We start from the raw sequence: 16,877 nt of genomic DNA, 5'->3' as shown, positions 1-16,877 counted from the left end.
TCGTATCAAATCTCGTCATTTCTAAAATGTCAGAACCTGTGACAAACGGCCGCATCAACGGTTCACGTTTGACGGCAACAAGAGGAGAAGCCCCGTGAGCAAGCGCGCTGTCATCGTAGTGGATCTTCAGAAAGACTACCTTGCTGTCGGCGGGCTCGCGCTCGTCGAAATCGATGAGGCAGTCGCCAATGCGGCCAAAGTGATCAACGTGGCTCGCTCCGCGGGGGACAAGGTCATCCATGTCCGCCACGAAAACCCGGCCAATGCACAGTTTTTCGCGCGAGGAACGGATGGGGCCGAAATCATCCCGACGGTCGCACCCGCCAAGGGGGAGTTGGTAATCATCAAGCAATACCCCAACGCCTTCCGTGGGACCCAACTGAAGCACGCTCTGGACGCAGAAGGCATCAAGGATGTCGTCATCTTGGGCGCGATGTCCCACATGTGCATCGATGCCACCAGCCGCGCGGCCGCCGATCTCGGCTACAATACGACAATTGTTGAAGACGCTTGCGCCACGCGCGACGTGGAGTTTAACGGGAAGACGGTTTCAGCCGCACAGGTCCATGCGGCCTACATGTCCGCCTTGGCCTTGGCCTATGGCAAGGTCGTTACGACACGCGATCTGACCTCCAGGGATCCGAATCCAGCTTAGCGGCGGAGGGTTCCGATGGCGCTGTGAACTTAATCGCTGTAGGGCGCTGGTGCTCAGTTCGTCGCTGGGCATCGTACTGAATACGAGGACACGAAGCCAAAGAAAACGGCGCGCTGGTTTGGGCTCGATAAGAATAGAGTTCGTTTAGCAAATCGTTACCATGATTTCAATGGCTTACGATTTGTCAAAAAATAAGCAAGACAGCCCTGACGCGACCGGCTTTTGACGCCGGTGTCGCTCTGACGCGTCTGGACGAGCGAATTGCCCGATCATCCGTCGGGGCAGGGTGGATCGAGCGCCAGAATTTTGCTGACGCCTGCGCCTCACCGTGGATTGATGGCGAACTGGTTCACCTCAAAGACCTCGTCCTCCACGACGCCACTCGCGACATACGTGCCCCCACCCACGAGCTCACCATCGCCCGCGACGTCCTGCGCACCCGTCGGCGCATCGCCGGGCAAGTCCCCAACTGGGCGCTGTCCGCCGACGGCATTCGAACTCTGCGACAAACTTCGGAGATTATGTCGGCCGATGCTGACGAGCCGGCGACAGCCGACGCTATCCGGCGCGCTGCCGCCATTGATCCAGAAGTGGAAGGGGACGATGTCGATGGCGCTGAGAATCTCCCGGGCGTCGACTATGCGGCCATCGATGCTGTGCTCGCCCGATCGGAGGCTGCGATTGCGAACGCAGCACGTCCCGGCCTCGGTGGCGTCTGCAGTCAGCGTGAGAAGACATGACGGAGACGTTAAAGTTTGTCAGATTTAGGTTGAAGCATATCCTGCATGCCTCAGATAGGCGGCGCATTCGTACGGGCTGAAGGCTTTGAGAAACTTCGCCGACGCGGCGCCATGTTGCCTCGACGCTACGCTCGTCGGCCTTGCGCAGCAGGGTCTTGAGTTTGGCGAACATCATCTCGATCGGATTGAGGTCGGTGCTGTAGGGCGGCAGGAAGAACAGATGGGCGCCGGCGTCGCGGATAGCGCTGCGCGCCGGCTTGCCAGGCATTGCTCGACCCAGGCGGTGAAGGCAATGCCGTTGATCGGGCCATCGAGCACGAAAGGCGCGACGATGCGGTCGTGGCGCAGCCCGGCGAGGAAGGTCAGCGTCTTCCAATGGCCATGCGGTATTCTGGCGATCAGCGGCTGGCCGCGCTGACACCAGCCGCGGCTGCGCGTCATGTTGGTTTTGACCCAGGTTTCGTCAACGAACACCAGGCGGCGCGGATCAAGTCGATGTTGATGGGGGTCTTCCAGCGGCTTCGGAACCGCGCCACCTTCGGCCTGTCCTGCTCGCTGGCGATCAGCGTTTTTTCAAATGTCTTGCCTTCGCGGCGCAGGAAACGCCAAACGGTGTCATGAGAGACATCGATCCCGGATCGGCGGCAAGCGCCCGCACCGTCCAATCGGTCTTGGCCGCCAGCCGGCGGTGAACCGCATCGGCCGCCGCGCCCCGCAGCATCGGCTTGACATGGCCACCCATCTTGGCCGGCGCCAAACCGCGGCCGGACCGGTCGAGCTGGCCGATCCGCACTGCCGTCGCCGCCGATATCCCAAAGCGCAACGCGGCGCACCGTCATGCCCCCGGCCAAAGCGGCGGCGACGCGCTGGCGTAAATCCACAGAATAGGTCGCGCCATCATTGCTGGCCTCCTCACCAGCAATGATCTTGAATCACAATCGCAGCAAAAAGGGAATCCCGGTGCGATTCAGCTTAAAGCTGACCGACTCTAGATGAAGAACGACCGATCAGCGTGCCCAGCATCGGTATTTCGGTCCGGGGCATGGAAGAAAATGCAGGCAAGAAGCTCGCCTATTGCGTAGGCGACTATGTGCGGGAATTGAGCCGTTATATCAATCTTGAGCGGTTGGACGGCATTACCATCGCCGTCGACTACAACGAAGCGTTGCTCGATCTCGATCGAGGGTGTGAAACGGACCACCGACTTACCCCCAGCTCCGAGTTGGTCGAAGGCGTTGCGATGGCACCGAGCGTCATCCGTGACGGTGTCCTCAAATCGCATCTCGTCCTGAACGCCGCTTATATTTTTCCCTGCCTGACGACAAGGACGAGCACTACGCCCACTCCCTGCATCTGCTTGCCCATGAATGCGCTCATGTCGAACTCACAATGACGACCGACAAGGAATTCCCCGATACGCTTCTGAAAAAAATCTACGATGATGCCGCAGATGCCTGCGAAGGGCAGGCCGAAAGCGCCTGCTGGGATGAGTATGCTGCTTGCCGTATCGCAGCCCCGTTCGACCGAGATCCTCTGCAGGATTACACCAACGCATTCATCACCCATCTTCGACGAGACGATGAACCGGGCCAACGAATGTATCCAGCGCTATCGCACCGATCACGACCATGACCGAATAATCTCCGAGGTCGTGCGGTATTACAGAACCTGATGACGAGCGGCAGCTACCTGCTCGGCCATCTGGACGGTTGCAGCTTGACGATGGACGATGGCCCTGCGGTCCGCGATGCGCTAGGAGGGCATTGGTTCGCGCCGTTTTTCGAAAGGCAGCGCACCGCGCTAAGAGAACTGTGGTCAAGGTACGGGCAATGGGAAGATCGAAGCGAATTCGCACCGATCGGCGAGATCATCATCGATGTGCTGGGCGAGGGTGGCTTCTTCTTCCAATGGGACGAGCATGGTAATTGCGGCTTCCGCATTCCTTTCACGTTCGCCACGATGTAGGAAGGCCATATAGAGGCGCGGGTGCCCTCATGAGGCTGACGGCATGGGTAAGGCTGCTGCGATCCACTTCGCCTCTCGACAATGGCTTGGCGCTGACGGCTTCCGACTTCCTGATTACCGCATAGTCGCATCGAATTCCGCTGAACCATTTGGCGGTGGGATTGTCATCCGGGATTTTGGTTCCGCATGTACCGGTAGAAACCAGGAGAATCGCGTGGGTGAGGATCAGCCCCAGATAAAGGAAGGATGGCTGCAATGGATGAGGGATTTCCGCATGGCTGCGGCGAAGCTCGCAGATGTGGACAGCTTAGATGCGCCGAAGGGCGAAGAGCCCGAACTGCTGTTCGTAAAATTTGCGCTGTTTGCCCGTGCCCTGACATTGTTCGACACCGCATTATTGCTCGCCGAGCATGACAAGGTGCTCGACGTGCGCAGTACCTGCCGCAAGGTGGTCGAATGCGCGATCCATATGGATGCCGCGTGCCGCAAGCCTGACTATCTGCAGGCGCTCAAGGATGACGAAGCCAAGGCATTAAGGACATGCAGAAGGACCTTGATGCGGGATCGCGTAAGCTGCTGCAGGAATTCCTGAACGACAAGAAGGGCGCGCAGCTCAAGCCGAGTGACTTGAGCAAGGACAGCCAGTTCCCGCGCATGGCGCACATGTATCGGGAGCTCTCGGCCGACACGGCACATGTCACTTACAGCTCTCTATTACGACATCGTTCGTTCCTTCCGGACGAGACCGCCTTGTTCAGCCTCGACCCTCTACTGGAGGAGGACGAGCTGCAGGAGACACTGAACATACTCGGCCTCTCCGTTTTGCTGTGCGTCTTCAGCCTAGTGCGCATGATGCCCATTATGGCGGGCGACGAAGCATTCTATGACCTGCATGCCCGCTATAAGGTACTTGTCGCCGGCGGGCAGGCGTAGCTGGGTGAAACTGCATAAAGCGACCGGAGAGGGGCTGATGGATAAAAGCACCGTGCCACAGGAGGAGGTACATGCCTCCACTCTTTCCGCAGATCAAGGTGACGGTACAGGGCATTACCAACCAGTATGGCGCCGAATGCTTCGGTACGCAGATGTTCCACCTTCCGCGCAAGGTAGGACAGTATATTGATATCAGCACGCTCGACGGCGTGTCAATCGCGGTCGATTACGACGAGGCATTGCGCGACCTCGATCGGGGCTTCGAGGGGCTTGCCGCCAGAGAGTCGCACCAATGACGAGGATGTGGCTGGCGTGTGACTGGCCGAGCTATGATGGGCTGATCGATGTCGGGGCGGTCGGTTTCCGGCTTTTTGAAGAATTCGGCGTGCATGCACAGCCGCAACTGACGGGCAGGCCTATATCAATGTTCCTTTCACAGTGGACACGATGCCGGCAGGCTCTGCACAGGCCGAAGTGATACATAATTGTATATAGACAGGTTCAGTGATACGGTTCTGTATATCGCAGTTGCACTGACCCGCAGAATTAGCTATATAATATCCTGTATATACCCTATTATTCGATACAGGATAATGATCGTGGCATATAAAACAGCGCATATAACGCAGCAGTTACGCGCTGCTAGGGAAGGACAGAAGATTAGCCAGCGTGAGCTGAGCGCACGTTCGGGCCTGACGCAGAGCCATATTTCCCAGATCGAGCGGGGTACAATGGAGCCTGGGCTCGGCAGCTTGGTGGATGTGGCACGCGCGCTCGACCTCGAGATCATCCTTGCGCCGAAGAAGCTGATGCCGGCGATCCGCAACATCCTCGATAGCAGCTCGGCCTCGAATGATGTCCTCACATCCGACCAACGCAAACTGGTCGCGCGTCTCGAGCGATGGTCGGCGCAATACGGGCATGGCGTCGGGGCGAGTGTCGACGCGGACGCATTCAAGGATAGTCTGGGCCTCCTACGGCATCTGCCTCTGACGCCCGACGAGCTGGACATCCTCAGGCAGGCAGCCGACCGCCTTGAAAATTCTCAGGCCGACAAGATGTCACGTCAGGAAATGAGTGCGATCGCCCGCGAGATAAGGCAGCTGCGCAACGCAGCGGTTCATCGCGACAGAGATGACGCAATCCCGCGCTCGGCCTATGCGCTGGATGAGGAGGACGATGATGCCTAAGGTGACGGTACTCGATGTCAGGCTGTACGCCGAACCGGTCGCGACCCTGACGAACCTGCAGGACGGGCGCACCGTCTTCGCATTCAATGAGGACTATATCGAAAACGACAAGCGGCCGACACTCAGCTTGTCCTTCAAGGATCCGTTCGGCGCCCTGATTACGAAATTCCGCCCATACAACATGGTGGTCCCACCCTTCTTCTCGAACCTGTTGCCGGAAGGGCCGCTGCGAAAATACCTCGCCGAGCGTGCCAGCGTAAAACAGACGCGGGAATTCTTCCTGCTCTGGATGCTCGGCCGCGACCTGCCCGGTGCAGTGACGGTCCATCCCTCCGCGGGTGATGACCTGCCGCCAGATTACGAGCAGGCTTCTGTCGAAGCGCGACCGAATGCGTTGCGATTCTCGCTGGCTGGTGTACAGCTGAAATTCTCGGCCTTCAAGAATACCACGAAGGGAGGCGGGCTGACTATTCCGGCCGAGGGTACAGGTGGATCATGGATCGTAAAGCTGCCCTCCCAGCAGTATAGCGGCGTGCCAGAAAACGAATTCTCCATGATGACCATCGCCGGCATGATGGGAATGGACATACCGGAGATCCAACTGGTCGAGCTGGATGCGGTGAGCGGCCTGCCACAGGGCGTGGGCGAACTGCACGGACAGGCACTCGCGATTAGACGTTTCGACCGTATGCCGGAGGGTCCGGTGCATATCGAGGATTTTGCGCAAGTGTTCGGCGTGAAGCCGGATGACAAGTACAGCAAGGGCAATTACCGGATGATCGCCCGCGTCCTCGGCATCGAGACGAGCACGGCCGACGTGGCGGAGTTCATCCGCCGGTTGGTCTTCAGCACACTGATCGGCAATGGCGACATGCATCTGAAGAACTGGTCTCTGATCTATCCCGATCGCCGCACTCCTGCGCTCTCGCCGGCTTACGACCTGCTATCGACCATCCCCTATATCGAGGGAGAGGATACGGCCGCGCTTAATTTTTCGCGCACGAAAAGAATGGCGGAGCTATCGAAGGACGAGCTTGTACATCTGGCCGCCAAGGCGGCGCTGTCCGAAAAGCTGGTCCTCGACACCGCACGCGAGACGGTCGGACGATTCACGGATGTGTGGAAAAACGAGAAAAACAACCTGCCGATGGCCGCGAAGGTGCGCGAGACTATCGATGCACATCTGCCCACAATCGAGCTGTATCGGGAATTCACTGAGGCTACTTAGAAAAACGTCATCGTCGAAAGATGACGCCTCACCGGCCAGTTGAAATCATAGATCTGTATAGGGTGCAGCTTCCGAAGATTTCCTACTGGAACAATGTGAATCTTGGAACGACTTCACCATCGGCAAGGTCATGGACCACCGCTACCGTATGCTTGCGCGGGTTAGGGCAACATAGAGTTTCGCACGGGTTTCGGCTTTCAACGCCGATTGGGCACTCTTCAGCCAGTCCATCATTTCTTTCGTCGGATAGATAATGACGCGGTCAAAACCGAGTCCCTTGGATCGTCCGAACGTAAGCGACGGCAGTTCTGCAGATGCGACCTTAACGGCGGAACTCCATCGCAGCGTGCCGGTCGTCCGGTATTGAGATAGCGTGGCAGATCGTTACGTCGGACGATGTAGAGACCCGCATCATCAGGGACCGGCTGCCTACAGTCGGCGCATTTACATGCAGTCGCAGCCGCCAATGTTGGATGAGCTTTGATGATAGCTCGCAGACGGCGGTGCTATTTGCGATGCGATGTCATGAGACTGGTCACATCAATATCGCACCTAACCTTTTGGGGAAGTTCCGCCCGAACGAAGTCGGCAACGCCGCCATCCCTGTGCTTTTTGAGGCGAGCCTCCCCTTGCCGCGGAACTGCTTCTTCGCGAGCTCGTGCTGGTCGTGTGACGCCAAACCGGGATAGGTAACGAATGCGATACGATCCTCGGTCTCGAGATAACGAGCCACAGCCTCGGCGGTCGAGAACTGCTGCTTCAGGCGAAGTGGCAGGGTGACGGAGCCACGCGTGATGAGCCACGCGTTGAAGGGGGAAATGGTGGCACCGAGATCAACGAGGGCGTCCGCTTTGAGGTGATGTATAAGTTCCTTGGGGCCCGATGACAACGCCGCCCATCGCGTCGCCATGGCCCTTGATGTACTTGGTCAGCGAATGGACGACCAGATCGGCCCCCAGTTCCAGCGGACGGAAGAACGGAGGAGGGGTGAACGTAGAGTTCACCGAAAGCATGGCACCGGCACCCTTGGCGATGTCTGCAAGGATCGCTACGTCGGCGACCTTCGTCGTGGGGTTTGCAATCGACTCGGTGTGAATTAGTTTCGCGTTCGGCCGGACAGCCGCACGTACCGCAGCCATGTCGCTCATGTCCGCAAATGTTGCTTCGATGTTGTAGCGTTGGGGAAGGAGTTCGGCGAACAGCCGCCATGCCGCTTCGTAAGTCACGTCGCCGACGATCCCGTGATCACCCGACTTGAGGAAAGTGAAAAAGATGCCATGCAGCGCGGCGACGCCAGTCGAGAAGACGGCTGCATCCTCGCCGCCTTCTATCGCCGCAAGCTTGCGCTGCAGGCAGATTTGATTGTGGCCCGAGTTGCGGGTGTAGGAGAGGTTGGCGGCATCCGACCAGTCCTTCATCGACGGATCGTAGGGCAGTGTGTACGAGTTAACGTCGCGCTCCGGCATGACGAAGTCCATTGCCGCGATCTTCCCCTTGCAGGCCGCGCCCTTGATGAGGTCAACCATCTGATAATAGCTCAGGCCACCGGGAGAGCGCCCAATGACACTGGGAACGATCGACGGATCAAAGGCATCGGCATCGATGCAGATCACGATGTTGCTCGCTTGCGGAATCAAATTGGTGACGGCTTCTGCCTTGTGGTACTCGTAGGCGGTGATGAACTTCACGCCGCTCTTGATGGCCTCTTCATAGTCCGTGGTTTCTGCCGAGCCGATACCGCGCGAGCCAACCTGGATGATGCGCTCGACGTGGTTCATCTCCGATGCGCGGCGCATCGTGGATGAGAGGCCATAGCTCTCGCCCATGTGCACGTCGCGCCAGTCGATATGGGCATCGATCTGGAAGATCGTGTACTTGCGGCCGCTGCCGTCGCGCCCGAGTGCCTCCAGCATGGGGATAGGAACGGGGTCGTCACCCACCGAGGAGAACGGGAACGGCACCCGCGCGGAGGATCGCGTCGATGGCTTCCCCGATGGTCTTCCGGTTAAGGGCGTAGTCCTTGTTCTCATAGGGCAGGTTGCCGCAGTCGACGGGACGATTGCTCTTGTTCGGAAACAACGGGCCGCCATGATCGAAATCGTGCCGATCAACGTTTGCGGTCAGTGAGCCGGTGGCGCGCCGAAGCGCATTCGGGACATTGCGGCAATAGGCCCCGACGGAAGCGTAAGGGGTCGCGCCGGCGGCACCGATGATGGCAACGGGGGCATTGATGTCTTCGAACGCAGGTCAGCTCCCGGGAGAGCCGCGCGGGCACTTCCCAGCATCATTCTTCACTTTTGTCTGTCGTGAATGTCCTGTATTTGGCAACTGGTATGGCCGCGCGCTCGCCGTTGCTTGCCTTGATAACTTGGTTGTTGAACAAATCCCGCGGATCGTTGACCATCACCGCGAGGTTATGGCGTGTTGAACAGCCCATCGGCTGGTCGACGAATTCGTCATTGGGTAAAGTGCTGGAAAATGACGGGCAGACAGAAGGGCTCGCAGCATAGACGATTGACTCTATTCGCGCTAAATGGCCCTCGTGTTGATTAAACAACTGAATATTGGAAGCGTCGATGCCCATCTGCTTCGCCTGATGCACTGCCTCTGCGCTGAGCGGGGGCGACCCACTGATTAGCAGATGAAGCGCGTCGGGCCGACCGCTGCTGGCCCTCGCAAGGAAAATACGCAAGCGCTGCAGTTCGGAGGCGCGAAGGCTCTCCAAAATCAAGACGCTGGTCTGCTGCCGGATAAGGATCGGTGTCGATGGCTCGACATGGACCGGCGGGCTTGCGCAGCCACTTAGGCTTGCTGTTAGAGCGACTAGGTGAACTTTGACCCGGAACGTCATTCGATGATAAAGCCGACTCTGCTCTTGGCGCTTGGCATGCCGGTGCGGCCAATAGCGCGGCTGCGTGGCAGACGTAGCGAATTCGATCCAGGGTCCCCCCGATCCAAGGGCGACGCCATCGTGGGCGCGCTCATCTGCTCCGGGTTCGACCCTGGTCTTACGATGTAAGGAGTAACCAGAATAACCAATTCCGACTCCTCTTTTTGAAATGACGACGAACGGAATAGGGCGCCAAGGATCGGCACCTGACCGAGTCCGGGAAAGGCACTGATATCATTGGTTACGGTACGCCTGATGAGCCCACCAATTGCGAAGCTCTGCCCACTGGCGAGTTCGACGACTGTATCGGCTCGGCGGGTAGAAATTGCGGGCACGGAAATTCCGTTGATTTGAACGGCACCTTGTGACGTGAGTTCACTGACTTCCGGCTTTACGCGAATATTGATCTGGTTGTTGCTGAGAACGGTGGGTAGGAATTCCAGGCTGACGCCGAAGCGACGAAATTCAATTGAGACTTGCCCATTTTCCTGCGGGACAGGAATGGGGAATTCGCCGCCAGCGAGGAAGCTGGCGGTTTCGCCGGACATCGCAGTGAGATTCGGCTCCGCCAAGATGGAAGCGACGTGCTCCTTGGCGAGCGCGTCGAGAACCCCGCCGATGTTGATATTACCATCATTGTATCCAATTTTTGCTGTACCGCCACCACTAGCGGCACCAGAGCCGCCGCCTCTGCCGCCGCCGCTTAACATGCCCACCTTGAAACTTCCGATTTGCCCGAGGGCCGACAGGTTAACACCAAGTTCCTTCATCGCGCCGCGGGAGACCTCCGCTACCTGCACACTGAGATTCACCTGCAACGACCCTGCGACCCTGATCTTATTGACGACCTGCGCACCGTCACCGAGAAATTGCTCGGTGATTCTTTTCGCAGTGTCGACGGCTTCGGCATCGGGCGCTGTACCACTAAGAATCGCGCCGCGCGGGGTATACTTGACGCGGATTGGATAGTCTCCGACCTGATCCCTCAACATGGCTCGGAGGTCGCCGATTGGATCCGTAACGACGATCTGCACCTGGGCGAGAGCCACGCCCTTGTCGTTCAAGGCGAACAGGGTGGTTCGCCCGGGTTTCTTGCCAAAGACGAAGATGGTTTCGCTCGAGGGGGCCTGGTAGTCCGCAATCGTCGGGTCGGCAACAAAGATGGTCGCGGCTGGCGCGGGGAGACGGACTGTCTGGCCGAGCGAAGAGGAGAGGTTCAGCGTGGCATTGATACTATTGGAAGTGGCACGCGGCGCCCCTTCATCCCCGCTGCTTTGGGCCGCGGTAGAAAGTGGAGATAACAGGATGAGCGCGCAGATGAGAGGGCCCAAGTAAAGACAACTAGTGGCCCTTGGTCCGTCGATGAGAGCCGGAGGCCGATGGGCGGCAGGATGACGAATTGAGACGATATTCAAGGCAGTCTTTCTTTCATAATCGATCAATCATGCTGATACCGCGCCAGGCAATTCAAGAATGTAGCCAATGCCGCGCACGGTCTTTATCTGTGGCGTCGCGCCTGACCTACTCAGATGTCCACGTAAGCGATAAATCCCGACTTCAAGTGCGTTGGTAGACACCTCGTCGTTGAAGGAATAGAGGTGACCTTCCAACTGCGCACGCGGCACGATGCGGCCGGCACGCTTAAGTAGATGCTCAAGAATACATAGCTCGCGGCGTGCGATCGTTAGCCGATCACCTGCAACGGAAAGCTCTCGGCTGATTGGGTCGAAGTTGAGATTGCCGAATACAAGGATGGGATCAGTCAACTGTATCGCTCTGCGCTGAATGGCTCTCATTCTAGCGATGAGCTCAACAGGAGAGACGGGCTTGCGCAGGAAATCGTCCGCGCCACCATTGAAAGAGGCAATTCGCTTCTCGCGGTCGTCGAAGCAGCTCATAACGACGGCGGGAACTGAGTGCCCCTCGCTTCTTAGTTGCTTCAGCCAGCCCAAGCCGTCGCCATCAGGCAGAACCAACTCCAGCAGGAGAATTTCATAGCTCGCGCAATGAAATGCATACGATGCCTCCTCGAGAGTGCAAGCTACATCAACGGCAAACCCGCTATCCGCGAGCGCAGCAAGTACCGCGCGTGCAACATCCGCATGGTGATCAACGAGCAGCGTTCGCATTTCACCTCATACTCAAGCTAGAAGAATCGGAGCAGGTCACCGCCGGCTATGGAGCTAAGGTGACAGCAGAATTCACGCAACGCGTTGCCTTTTTGGGACGAGCATGCAAACGCCGAAAATACTCGCGGACAGCAGCATGTGAAGACTATTGGACCAGAACCGTAGGTCGGCGGACCAAAAACACCACCAACCTCGCTGATGATTTTTTCTCGCATCGATTCTCCTGAGTGCGGCCCTAGGTTTATGAGCTCCGGCATCGCCCAGGAGCCCACGGTTCGGATGGCTGAAAGAGTTATCTTCGAGAAGCGGATTGGAAAAATCCATTTTTCCAATCGGTTACATTTAGGGGGTGGATGCATGCCGCGGGCTCTATCCCAGCGTGAGCTGCTGTCCACACGCTGCTCGGGGCTGAACGCCAGCCTTCTGGTCAACGGGATCGATCCCGACGGGATGCGGCTGCTGGTCGAAACCGACCGAACGGAATAGGCTAATTGCAGGCCGGATGAGAAAAATCGTCCGCAACAGCGCGCCGTACCGTCGCCGGCAAGATGAAAGGCATTCGCCCTAACGGCGACGGCATTGTTGCCTAAGGACCGGCACTTGGCGCGTGGCTTGGCCTAGTGCTGTATCAGCAATCAAGTCCGACTATTCGACGTCAGCAAACGCGATGACCATATTTGCGCAGGTTAGGCGCTCGCGCAGCTCCGGGATTGTCGACGGCAAAACAAGATTCGCCAAGCCTCCGGCCGCAAGTTAAGGCACCGGCGACGTCGCGGCGGGCTCACCAATAAAGCGAGAATTCTCTCGCCAATGCTCTGAGTAAACTGGGCCGCACGCGCGTCATCGTGCGAAGCAAGTTTGCCCGGCTCCGCATTGTACTCCATCAGGCCACGCTACGGTTGCACACCGGCTGGCTAGTCGATACCAAGATCATGCAGCTGCAATCGCAGATCGCTCCCGAGCAAGTCAAGACTAGCTCGCAGGCGAACGGGTTCGAAGCACCCGTCAGGGAAATCCTCCTGGGTCAGAACGGGCATGTTCGTCCGCTGGCAAGCTCCATAGACGACGTTTTCCCGGCATTCATCTCGACGGCCGAAGCTGTAATGTTGAGCAAGGGGGCGGCAGCTCGAGCAGAGCACTGCGCCGTTTTTGGAAGGGGTCTTGGAGAGGCTATCGGAGTTTGCGTCGGCGTCGCACGGTCTGCTCGCAAAGCTAAGCGACCACCGAACAGCTGCCGACTTCCCATTAGAACTGTTGGGCCAGGTCGTGGACAGTGCGTGGATCACTGCGGACGAGGTCGTCAACCTCCTAGAACTGCAGCCGAAGTTGCCAGCCATCGCTCCACGGCCGGCCGACGGCGGCACTGCGAGACCGGCAGAAACTGCTGGCAAGGCTGTTGTCGGCAGCACTGCCGCGCGCCGCAGGAAAGGGAAAGGCAAGAGCAAGCCGGCCGCTGCCATCGGGAGTTTGGCCTCGAGGCGGGCAGAAGCGCAAGTCGCCACGAGCATCAGCGACTTGGCGCCAGCAGCCAAGGTCCTCGTGCGCTCAGGACTCGGCACGAAGAAGCTCGTGAGCGCGAGCGAGGCGCATGCGAGTGAGTCGGAGGCGCGGGGACTGGTCAAGACTGTGAGCCAGGCGAAGGCCACAACTGCGATGGAGCGCATGAAGATTTACGCCTTCCCGCCTTAGAAGCGCCTTGAATACTTGCGGGACGCGAAGGAAATGGTGCCTGCGGATCCCCCGCACGCGTTGAAAGGCGAGCCGGGCGATCTGTTCGAGATTCGGCTGCAGCCAAAGGCGCTGCGTAACGGTGCACTGCCGTGTCCGATGTGGGTGCACATCCTACCGCGCGCGGGCCGGTGCATGCCCGTCAGCTGACAACGCTGTATGGCGCCGCCTTCACCGCCTGTCACGTTAAGTACCCGCGCCATCCGGTTGCCCAACGGAGCACCGGCAAACGCTGGCTGCTCGACAAGGAAGGCAGTTTAGGCAGGCCGTTTTGGCAAAGGGCTATTGGGTTTCTATCTGATAAATAAGGGCCCGTTTCAACCGCTTTCGACATGCGCATCGAGGCCGTGCTGCGCACAGTTATGCTACGGTGCCAACGCACGTGGATCGGACTTCCCGTCTGTATCCAGTGACAGGTTCAGATTGTGTTGCAACATCTGATTGTCTGGCTCTGCTTTGAGAGCTTGCCGATATAGCACTTGTGCGGCGTCATGCCGGCCCTGAAGATCCAAGGCAACTCCTTTCGCGTTCAATACACGCAGATTACTTGGATCCGTAGCAAGCACTCCGTCGAGTACCTGAAGCGCCTCATGTTCTCGTTTCTGCGCCAGCAATATCTTGGTAAAACTGATTGCCGCATCAACATTATCCGGATGCTGCTTCAGATTGTGTAACGCTCGCTCTTCAGAATCCTGACCAACTGCGCTCAATATGCGTTCGCGCATTGCCGGGTCGATATGATTGGCGCCGAGCAACGCTGGGGGCGACGTCTCCTTCACCGAAAGAGCTGGCTTATTCCAGCTGGCGCAACCGCCGAGAGGCAGGATGGCGAGTACAGCGAAGAGGACTGAGTTCAATCGAAATGAAACTGATGGTGCAGCGACTGTATTCTTATGCGAAGTCATCTTCGGTTCTCACCTATCATCGAGGTCTTGGCTATCAACTTGCGGCAATGCGGAAATCGCGAGCCCCTGACGGTCCACTGTTGGTTCCAGGCGGAGCTTAACGGATCCGGCGGGCTGGATGGTGAAGTCGGGCGCGAGGTCCTGGTAAGACAGCACAGCAAGATCAATCTCGTTTCGCGCGAGAAAGCCGCGGACGAAGCGTCGGATATCCGTTGCAGTTAATACGACAGGCCGGGTCTGATCAGGCGCTGTGCTGGAAAGGATCTGACGCATCTGTGACAGTAGTGCTTCACTTTGCCGATCCTCTAGTGCGAGGTAGGGCCCCGCAGCCGATTCCCGAACCGCGCTGCGCACCACATCCTCAGTCTCACGTTCGATGATGAACGCGGGCACGATTCCGTGTTCATTGGCATAGCGGTGACAGATCTGCCGCTTCATATCAGAACGAACGTACTCGGTGAGAAGGGCGACATTTTGCTCACGTTCGCTCCGTTCGGCCAATGCCTCCAAGACAACGCGGGTGTTGCGGATCGGGATACCTTCATCCAGCAGACGGCGCAGTACGTCGGCAATCCGAGGAATCGGTGTCGTGCGCAGCACCTCCTTTACCAGATCAGCATATTCCTGCTCCATCCGCCCCAATAATTGGCTGGTCTCCTGAATGCCGACCAAGCGCGGTGCATAGCGGGTTAACGCCCCTTGCACACGCAAGGCGAGGAGTTCGCTGGGGCGGTAATGTCGGATGCTGGCGGCCTTAAGAGCCTGTGCATGGCATTGTTCGACCCAGATTATGTCCTTTTCAGAATCTTGGCGAAAGGGGATGCCGCTCGACTGAATGTTCGCCCGATCGTCTTTAAGCATTAGCTGTGTCGAATCAATCAGATCCTGTTCTACCGGCACGCCCTCGATATCTATCCTGAATTTCGACTCGGGCAGCTGCTGATCGACCGCAACAGGGATGCGGGGAACAATGATGCCAAGATCGGCTGAGACCAATTGCGACACGCGTGCAATGTGCTGTTTTAGTTCGACTTGGCCGATCGCTTGCATGACGTTCGGCGCAAGGAAGAGAGCGATTGGACATGCCTCCGCAGGCATCGTTTGGTTTTGAGGCTCCACTGGAGCTGCAGGTGTAGCATCGACACCGCCGGCGCCCAGCACATCACCCTTGACAATGCTTGCCGCGGCGAATACCGCGGCCAAGATAAAAAAGACGGGTAGAGGGAAGCCAGGAACGAACCCCATCGCAACCAAGACGGAAGCCGCCAACCGTAATGCTCGCCTGCTCGCCGTGAGTTGATTAACTATGTCGGTCCCAAGGTTGAGGCTCCCAGCCCCAGTTACACGAGTGACGATGGTCGCCGCGGTAATTGAGAGCAGCAGGGCCGGGATCTGCGAGATTAGGGCATCACCGATGGTGAGAAGGGTATAATGTCGCAGCACCTCGCCGAAGGGCATACCTTTCGAAAGCAAACCGATCGAAATCCCACCCAGCATGTTGATGAAAATAACGACGAGCCCGGCGATCGCGTCACCCTTCACGAACTTCATCGCGCCGTCCATAGCGCCGTAAAGTTGGCTTTCCTTCTCCAATGCGCCGCGCCGCCTGCGAGATTCGCTGGCATCTATATCGCCGTTCCTTAACTCTGCGTCGACCGCCATTTGCTTGCCCGGCAGGGCGTCGAGCGTGAAGCGGGCGGCCACTTCTGCTACGCGTTCAGCGCCCTTCGCGAGGACCATGAACTGCACCATGGTCACGACTAGGAATATGACGATACCTACGACGATATTGCCTGAGATCACGAAATCGCCGAACGTGTGGATGATGCTGCCCGCCTCGCCTTCGGCCAGGATCAGTCGCGTCGTTGCGATGGTGAGCGCCAGACGAAAGACCGTGGAAATCAAGATGACGCCTGGCAAAGAAGAGAATTCAAGTGGTGTGCTGATATACAAAGCAACCATTAGCAGCAGTATGGCCAAACCCATGTTGAAGCCAATCAGTGTGTCGATCACTGCGGTCGGTACTGGCATCACCATCATAGCCACTGCCACAAGCAGCATGAGCGCAACCATTAAGTCCGGGCTGGCCGGCGCGCGCTCGATGAGGTTACGAATGATATTGCCCATGGAGGCCCCTTTGTTATCGTTTGAGAATTGCTCGGCTTTTACGCAGCTTTCGAAGGTCCACCAGCGCATGGCGACGCTTGAGACTAAGAGACTGCGAAAGCGGTGGCCCCCCGGGTGTATACAGCGTGTCCCGGCCCGTCAGGCTCCTACCGCCAACATCGGCCGATACGAGCGCATAGGCGAGAAGTCGCAGCAGTTGAACATCCCGAAAATGATCGGATGTAGGTGCCGCAACCGGGGCAGTTTCCTGCGCTCTTTCCACATGCGAGGCAGACGTAGGAGAGGGAGTACAGGAAATCGCGCCTTCCTTGGCGATAAGCGCGCGACACCACCTGCTTCGGAGACCTTCGTCGTTCACGCTGAGTCCTGTGCCGCTATCGTCTCGCC

The 16,877-nt window shown here is 58.1% G+C and carries 17 protein-coding genes and 4 pseudogenes; 12 read left to right on the top strand and 9 right to left on the bottom strand.

What is annotated here, in order from left to right:
• Window positions 1-94 precede the first annotated feature (94 nt).
• Together EKH55_RS27470 and EKH55_RS27465 are read left to right on the top strand one after the other, a co-directional pair.
• Window positions 95-655, top strand: a complete 561-nt coding sequence (locus EKH55_RS27470; protein WP_069456564.1) for a cysteine hydrolase family protein — start codon at window positions 95-97, stop codon at window positions 653-655.
• A 160-nt stretch (window positions 656-815) separates the two neighbouring features.
• Window positions 816-1,359: pseudogene (locus tag EKH55_RS27465) on the top strand (RHE_PE00001 family protein); the annotation flags it as partial.
• Between the two features lie 60 nt (window positions 1,360-1,419).
• On the opposite strand, the pseudogene EKH55_RS27460 reads toward EKH55_RS27465, so the two are convergent.
• Window positions 1,420-2,234 (bottom strand): annotated as a pseudogene (locus EKH55_RS27460) (transposase).
• A 203-nt stretch (window positions 2,235-2,437) separates the two neighbouring features.
• On the opposite strand from EKH55_RS27460, the gene EKH55_RS29960 reads away from it, so the two are divergent.
• The 8 genes from EKH55_RS29960 to EKH55_RS27435 all read left to right on the top strand — a co-directional run bounded on the left by EKH55_RS29960 (window position 2,438) and on the right by EKH55_RS27435 (window position 6,711).
• Window positions 2,438-2,788 carry a hypothetical protein gene (locus EKH55_RS29960; RefSeq protein ID WP_246232044.1) on the top strand — a complete coding sequence of 117 codons (351 nt, stop codon included), beginning with the start codon at window positions 2,438-2,440 and terminating at the stop codon, window positions 2,786-2,788.
• Window positions 2,785-3,027 carry a hypothetical protein gene (locus EKH55_RS29955; RefSeq protein ID WP_245314438.1) on the top strand — a complete coding sequence of 81 codons (243 nt, stop codon included), beginning with the start codon at window positions 2,785-2,787 and terminating at the stop codon, window positions 3,025-3,027. The genes EKH55_RS29960 and EKH55_RS29955 overlap by 4 nt, the downstream gene beginning before the upstream one ends.
• Before the next feature lie 39 nt (window positions 3,028-3,066).
• On the top strand, window positions 3,067-3,360 hold the full coding sequence (locus tag EKH55_RS29950) for a hypothetical protein (protein ID WP_245314437.1): 294 nt from the start codon (window positions 3,067-3,069) through the stop codon (window positions 3,358-3,360).
• Between the two features lie 214 nt (window positions 3,361-3,574).
• The gene (locus tag EKH55_RS29945; RefSeq protein ID WP_245314436.1) at window positions 3,575-3,952 is read left to right on the top strand and encodes a DUF5677 domain-containing protein; all 378 of its coding nucleotides are present in this window, start codon (window positions 3,575-3,577) and stop codon (window positions 3,950-3,952) included.
• Entirely contained in the window at window positions 3,901-4,293 is a 393-nt protein-coding gene (locus EKH55_RS29940) for a hypothetical protein (RefSeq protein WP_245314435.1), read from the top strand. Before EKH55_RS29945 ends, EKH55_RS29940 begins: the two co-directional genes overlap by 52 nt.
• A 71-nt stretch (window positions 4,294-4,364) precedes the next feature.
• Complete coding sequence (locus tag EKH55_RS27445; RefSeq protein ID WP_245314434.1) at window positions 4,365-4,589, top strand: hypothetical protein; 225 nt, start codon at window positions 4,365-4,367, stop codon at window positions 4,587-4,589.
• Window positions 4,590-4,892: 303 nt separating this feature from the next.
• The gene (locus EKH55_RS27440; RefSeq protein WP_069456574.1) at window positions 4,893-5,483 is read left to right on the top strand and encodes a helix-turn-helix domain-containing protein; all 591 of its coding nucleotides are present in this window, start codon (window positions 4,893-4,895) and stop codon (window positions 5,481-5,483) included.
• On the top strand, window positions 5,476-6,711 hold the full coding sequence (locus EKH55_RS27435; protein WP_069456563.1) for a type II toxin-antitoxin system HipA family toxin: 1,236 nt from the start codon (window positions 5,476-5,478) through the stop codon (window positions 6,709-6,711). The genes EKH55_RS27440 and EKH55_RS27435 overlap by 8 nt, the downstream gene beginning before the upstream one ends.
• Window positions 6,712-7,336: 625 nt before the next feature.
• On the opposite strand, the pseudogene EKH55_RS27425 reads toward EKH55_RS27435, so the two are convergent.
• The 6 genes and pseudogenes from EKH55_RS27425 to EKH55_RS27410 form a co-directional block, all read right to left on the bottom strand.
• A pseudogene (locus EKH55_RS27425) lies at window positions 7,337-8,159 on the bottom strand (trans-sulfuration enzyme family protein); the annotation flags it as partial.
• Between the two features lie 78 nt (window positions 8,160-8,237).
• Window positions 8,238-8,624 (bottom strand): annotated as a pseudogene (locus EKH55_RS30110) (arginase family protein); the annotation flags it as partial.
• Between the two features lie 19 nt (window positions 8,625-8,643).
• Window positions 8,644-8,922: an arginase family protein gene (locus EKH55_RS30105; protein WP_269808431.1), complete on the bottom strand. Its 279-nt coding sequence runs from the start codon at window positions 8,920-8,922 to the stop codon at window positions 8,644-8,646.
• Window positions 8,923-8,995: 73 nt separating this feature from the next.
• Window positions 8,996-9,562, bottom strand: coding sequence for a CpaD family pilus assembly lipoprotein (locus tag EKH55_RS27420; RefSeq protein WP_069456561.1), 567 nt, complete (start codon window positions 9,560-9,562; stop codon window positions 8,996-8,998).
• The gene (locus tag EKH55_RS27415; protein WP_069456573.1) at window positions 9,559-11,016 is read right to left on the bottom strand and encodes a type II and III secretion system protein family protein; all 1,458 of its coding nucleotides are present in this window, start codon (window positions 11,014-11,016) and stop codon (window positions 9,559-9,561) included. Before EKH55_RS27415 ends, EKH55_RS27420 begins: the two co-directional genes overlap by 4 nt.
• A gap of 27 nt (window positions 11,017-11,043) precedes the next feature.
• Window positions 11,044-11,730, bottom strand: a complete 687-nt coding sequence (locus EKH55_RS27410) for a response regulator (RefSeq protein ID WP_069456560.1) — start codon at window positions 11,728-11,730, stop codon at window positions 11,044-11,046.
• Between the two features lie 357 nt (window positions 11,731-12,087).
• Between EKH55_RS27410 and EKH55_RS30100 the strand changes: the two genes are divergently transcribed.
• Both EKH55_RS30100 and EKH55_RS27400 read left to right on the top strand, forming a co-directional pair.
• The gene (locus EKH55_RS30100; protein WP_269808429.1) at window positions 12,088-12,216 is read left to right on the top strand and encodes a hypothetical protein; all 129 of its coding nucleotides are present in this window, start codon (window positions 12,088-12,090) and stop codon (window positions 12,214-12,216) included.
• 675 nt (window positions 12,217-12,891) lie between these two features.
• Window positions 12,892-13,419, top strand: a complete 528-nt coding sequence (locus EKH55_RS27400; RefSeq protein WP_069456558.1) for a hypothetical protein — start codon at window positions 12,892-12,894, stop codon at window positions 13,417-13,419.
• Between the two features lie 404 nt (window positions 13,420-13,823).
• On the opposite strand, the gene EKH55_RS27395 is transcribed toward EKH55_RS27400, so the two are convergent.
• Together EKH55_RS27395 and sctV are read right to left on the bottom strand one after the other, a co-directional pair.
• Entirely contained in the window at window positions 13,824-14,363 is a 540-nt protein-coding gene (locus tag EKH55_RS27395; RefSeq protein ID WP_083265174.1) for a hypothetical protein, read from the bottom strand.
• A gap of 9 nt (window positions 14,364-14,372) precedes the next feature.
• Window positions 14,373-16,490 carry a type III secretion system export apparatus subunit SctV gene (gene sctV, locus EKH55_RS27390; RefSeq protein WP_069456556.1) on the bottom strand — a complete coding sequence of 706 codons (2,118 nt, stop codon included), beginning with the start codon at window positions 16,488-16,490 and terminating at the stop codon, window positions 14,373-14,375.
• Window positions 16,491-16,877 lie beyond the last annotated feature (387 nt).

It is taken from the genome of Sinorhizobium alkalisoli, from assembly GCF_008932245.1.
Classification (GTDB): Bacteria; Pseudomonadota; Alphaproteobacteria; order Rhizobiales; family Rhizobiaceae; genus Sinorhizobium; species Sinorhizobium alkalisoli.
The sequence above is the reverse complement of the archived record's forward strand: the minus strand, read 5'-3'. Positions and strand labels throughout refer to the sequence as shown.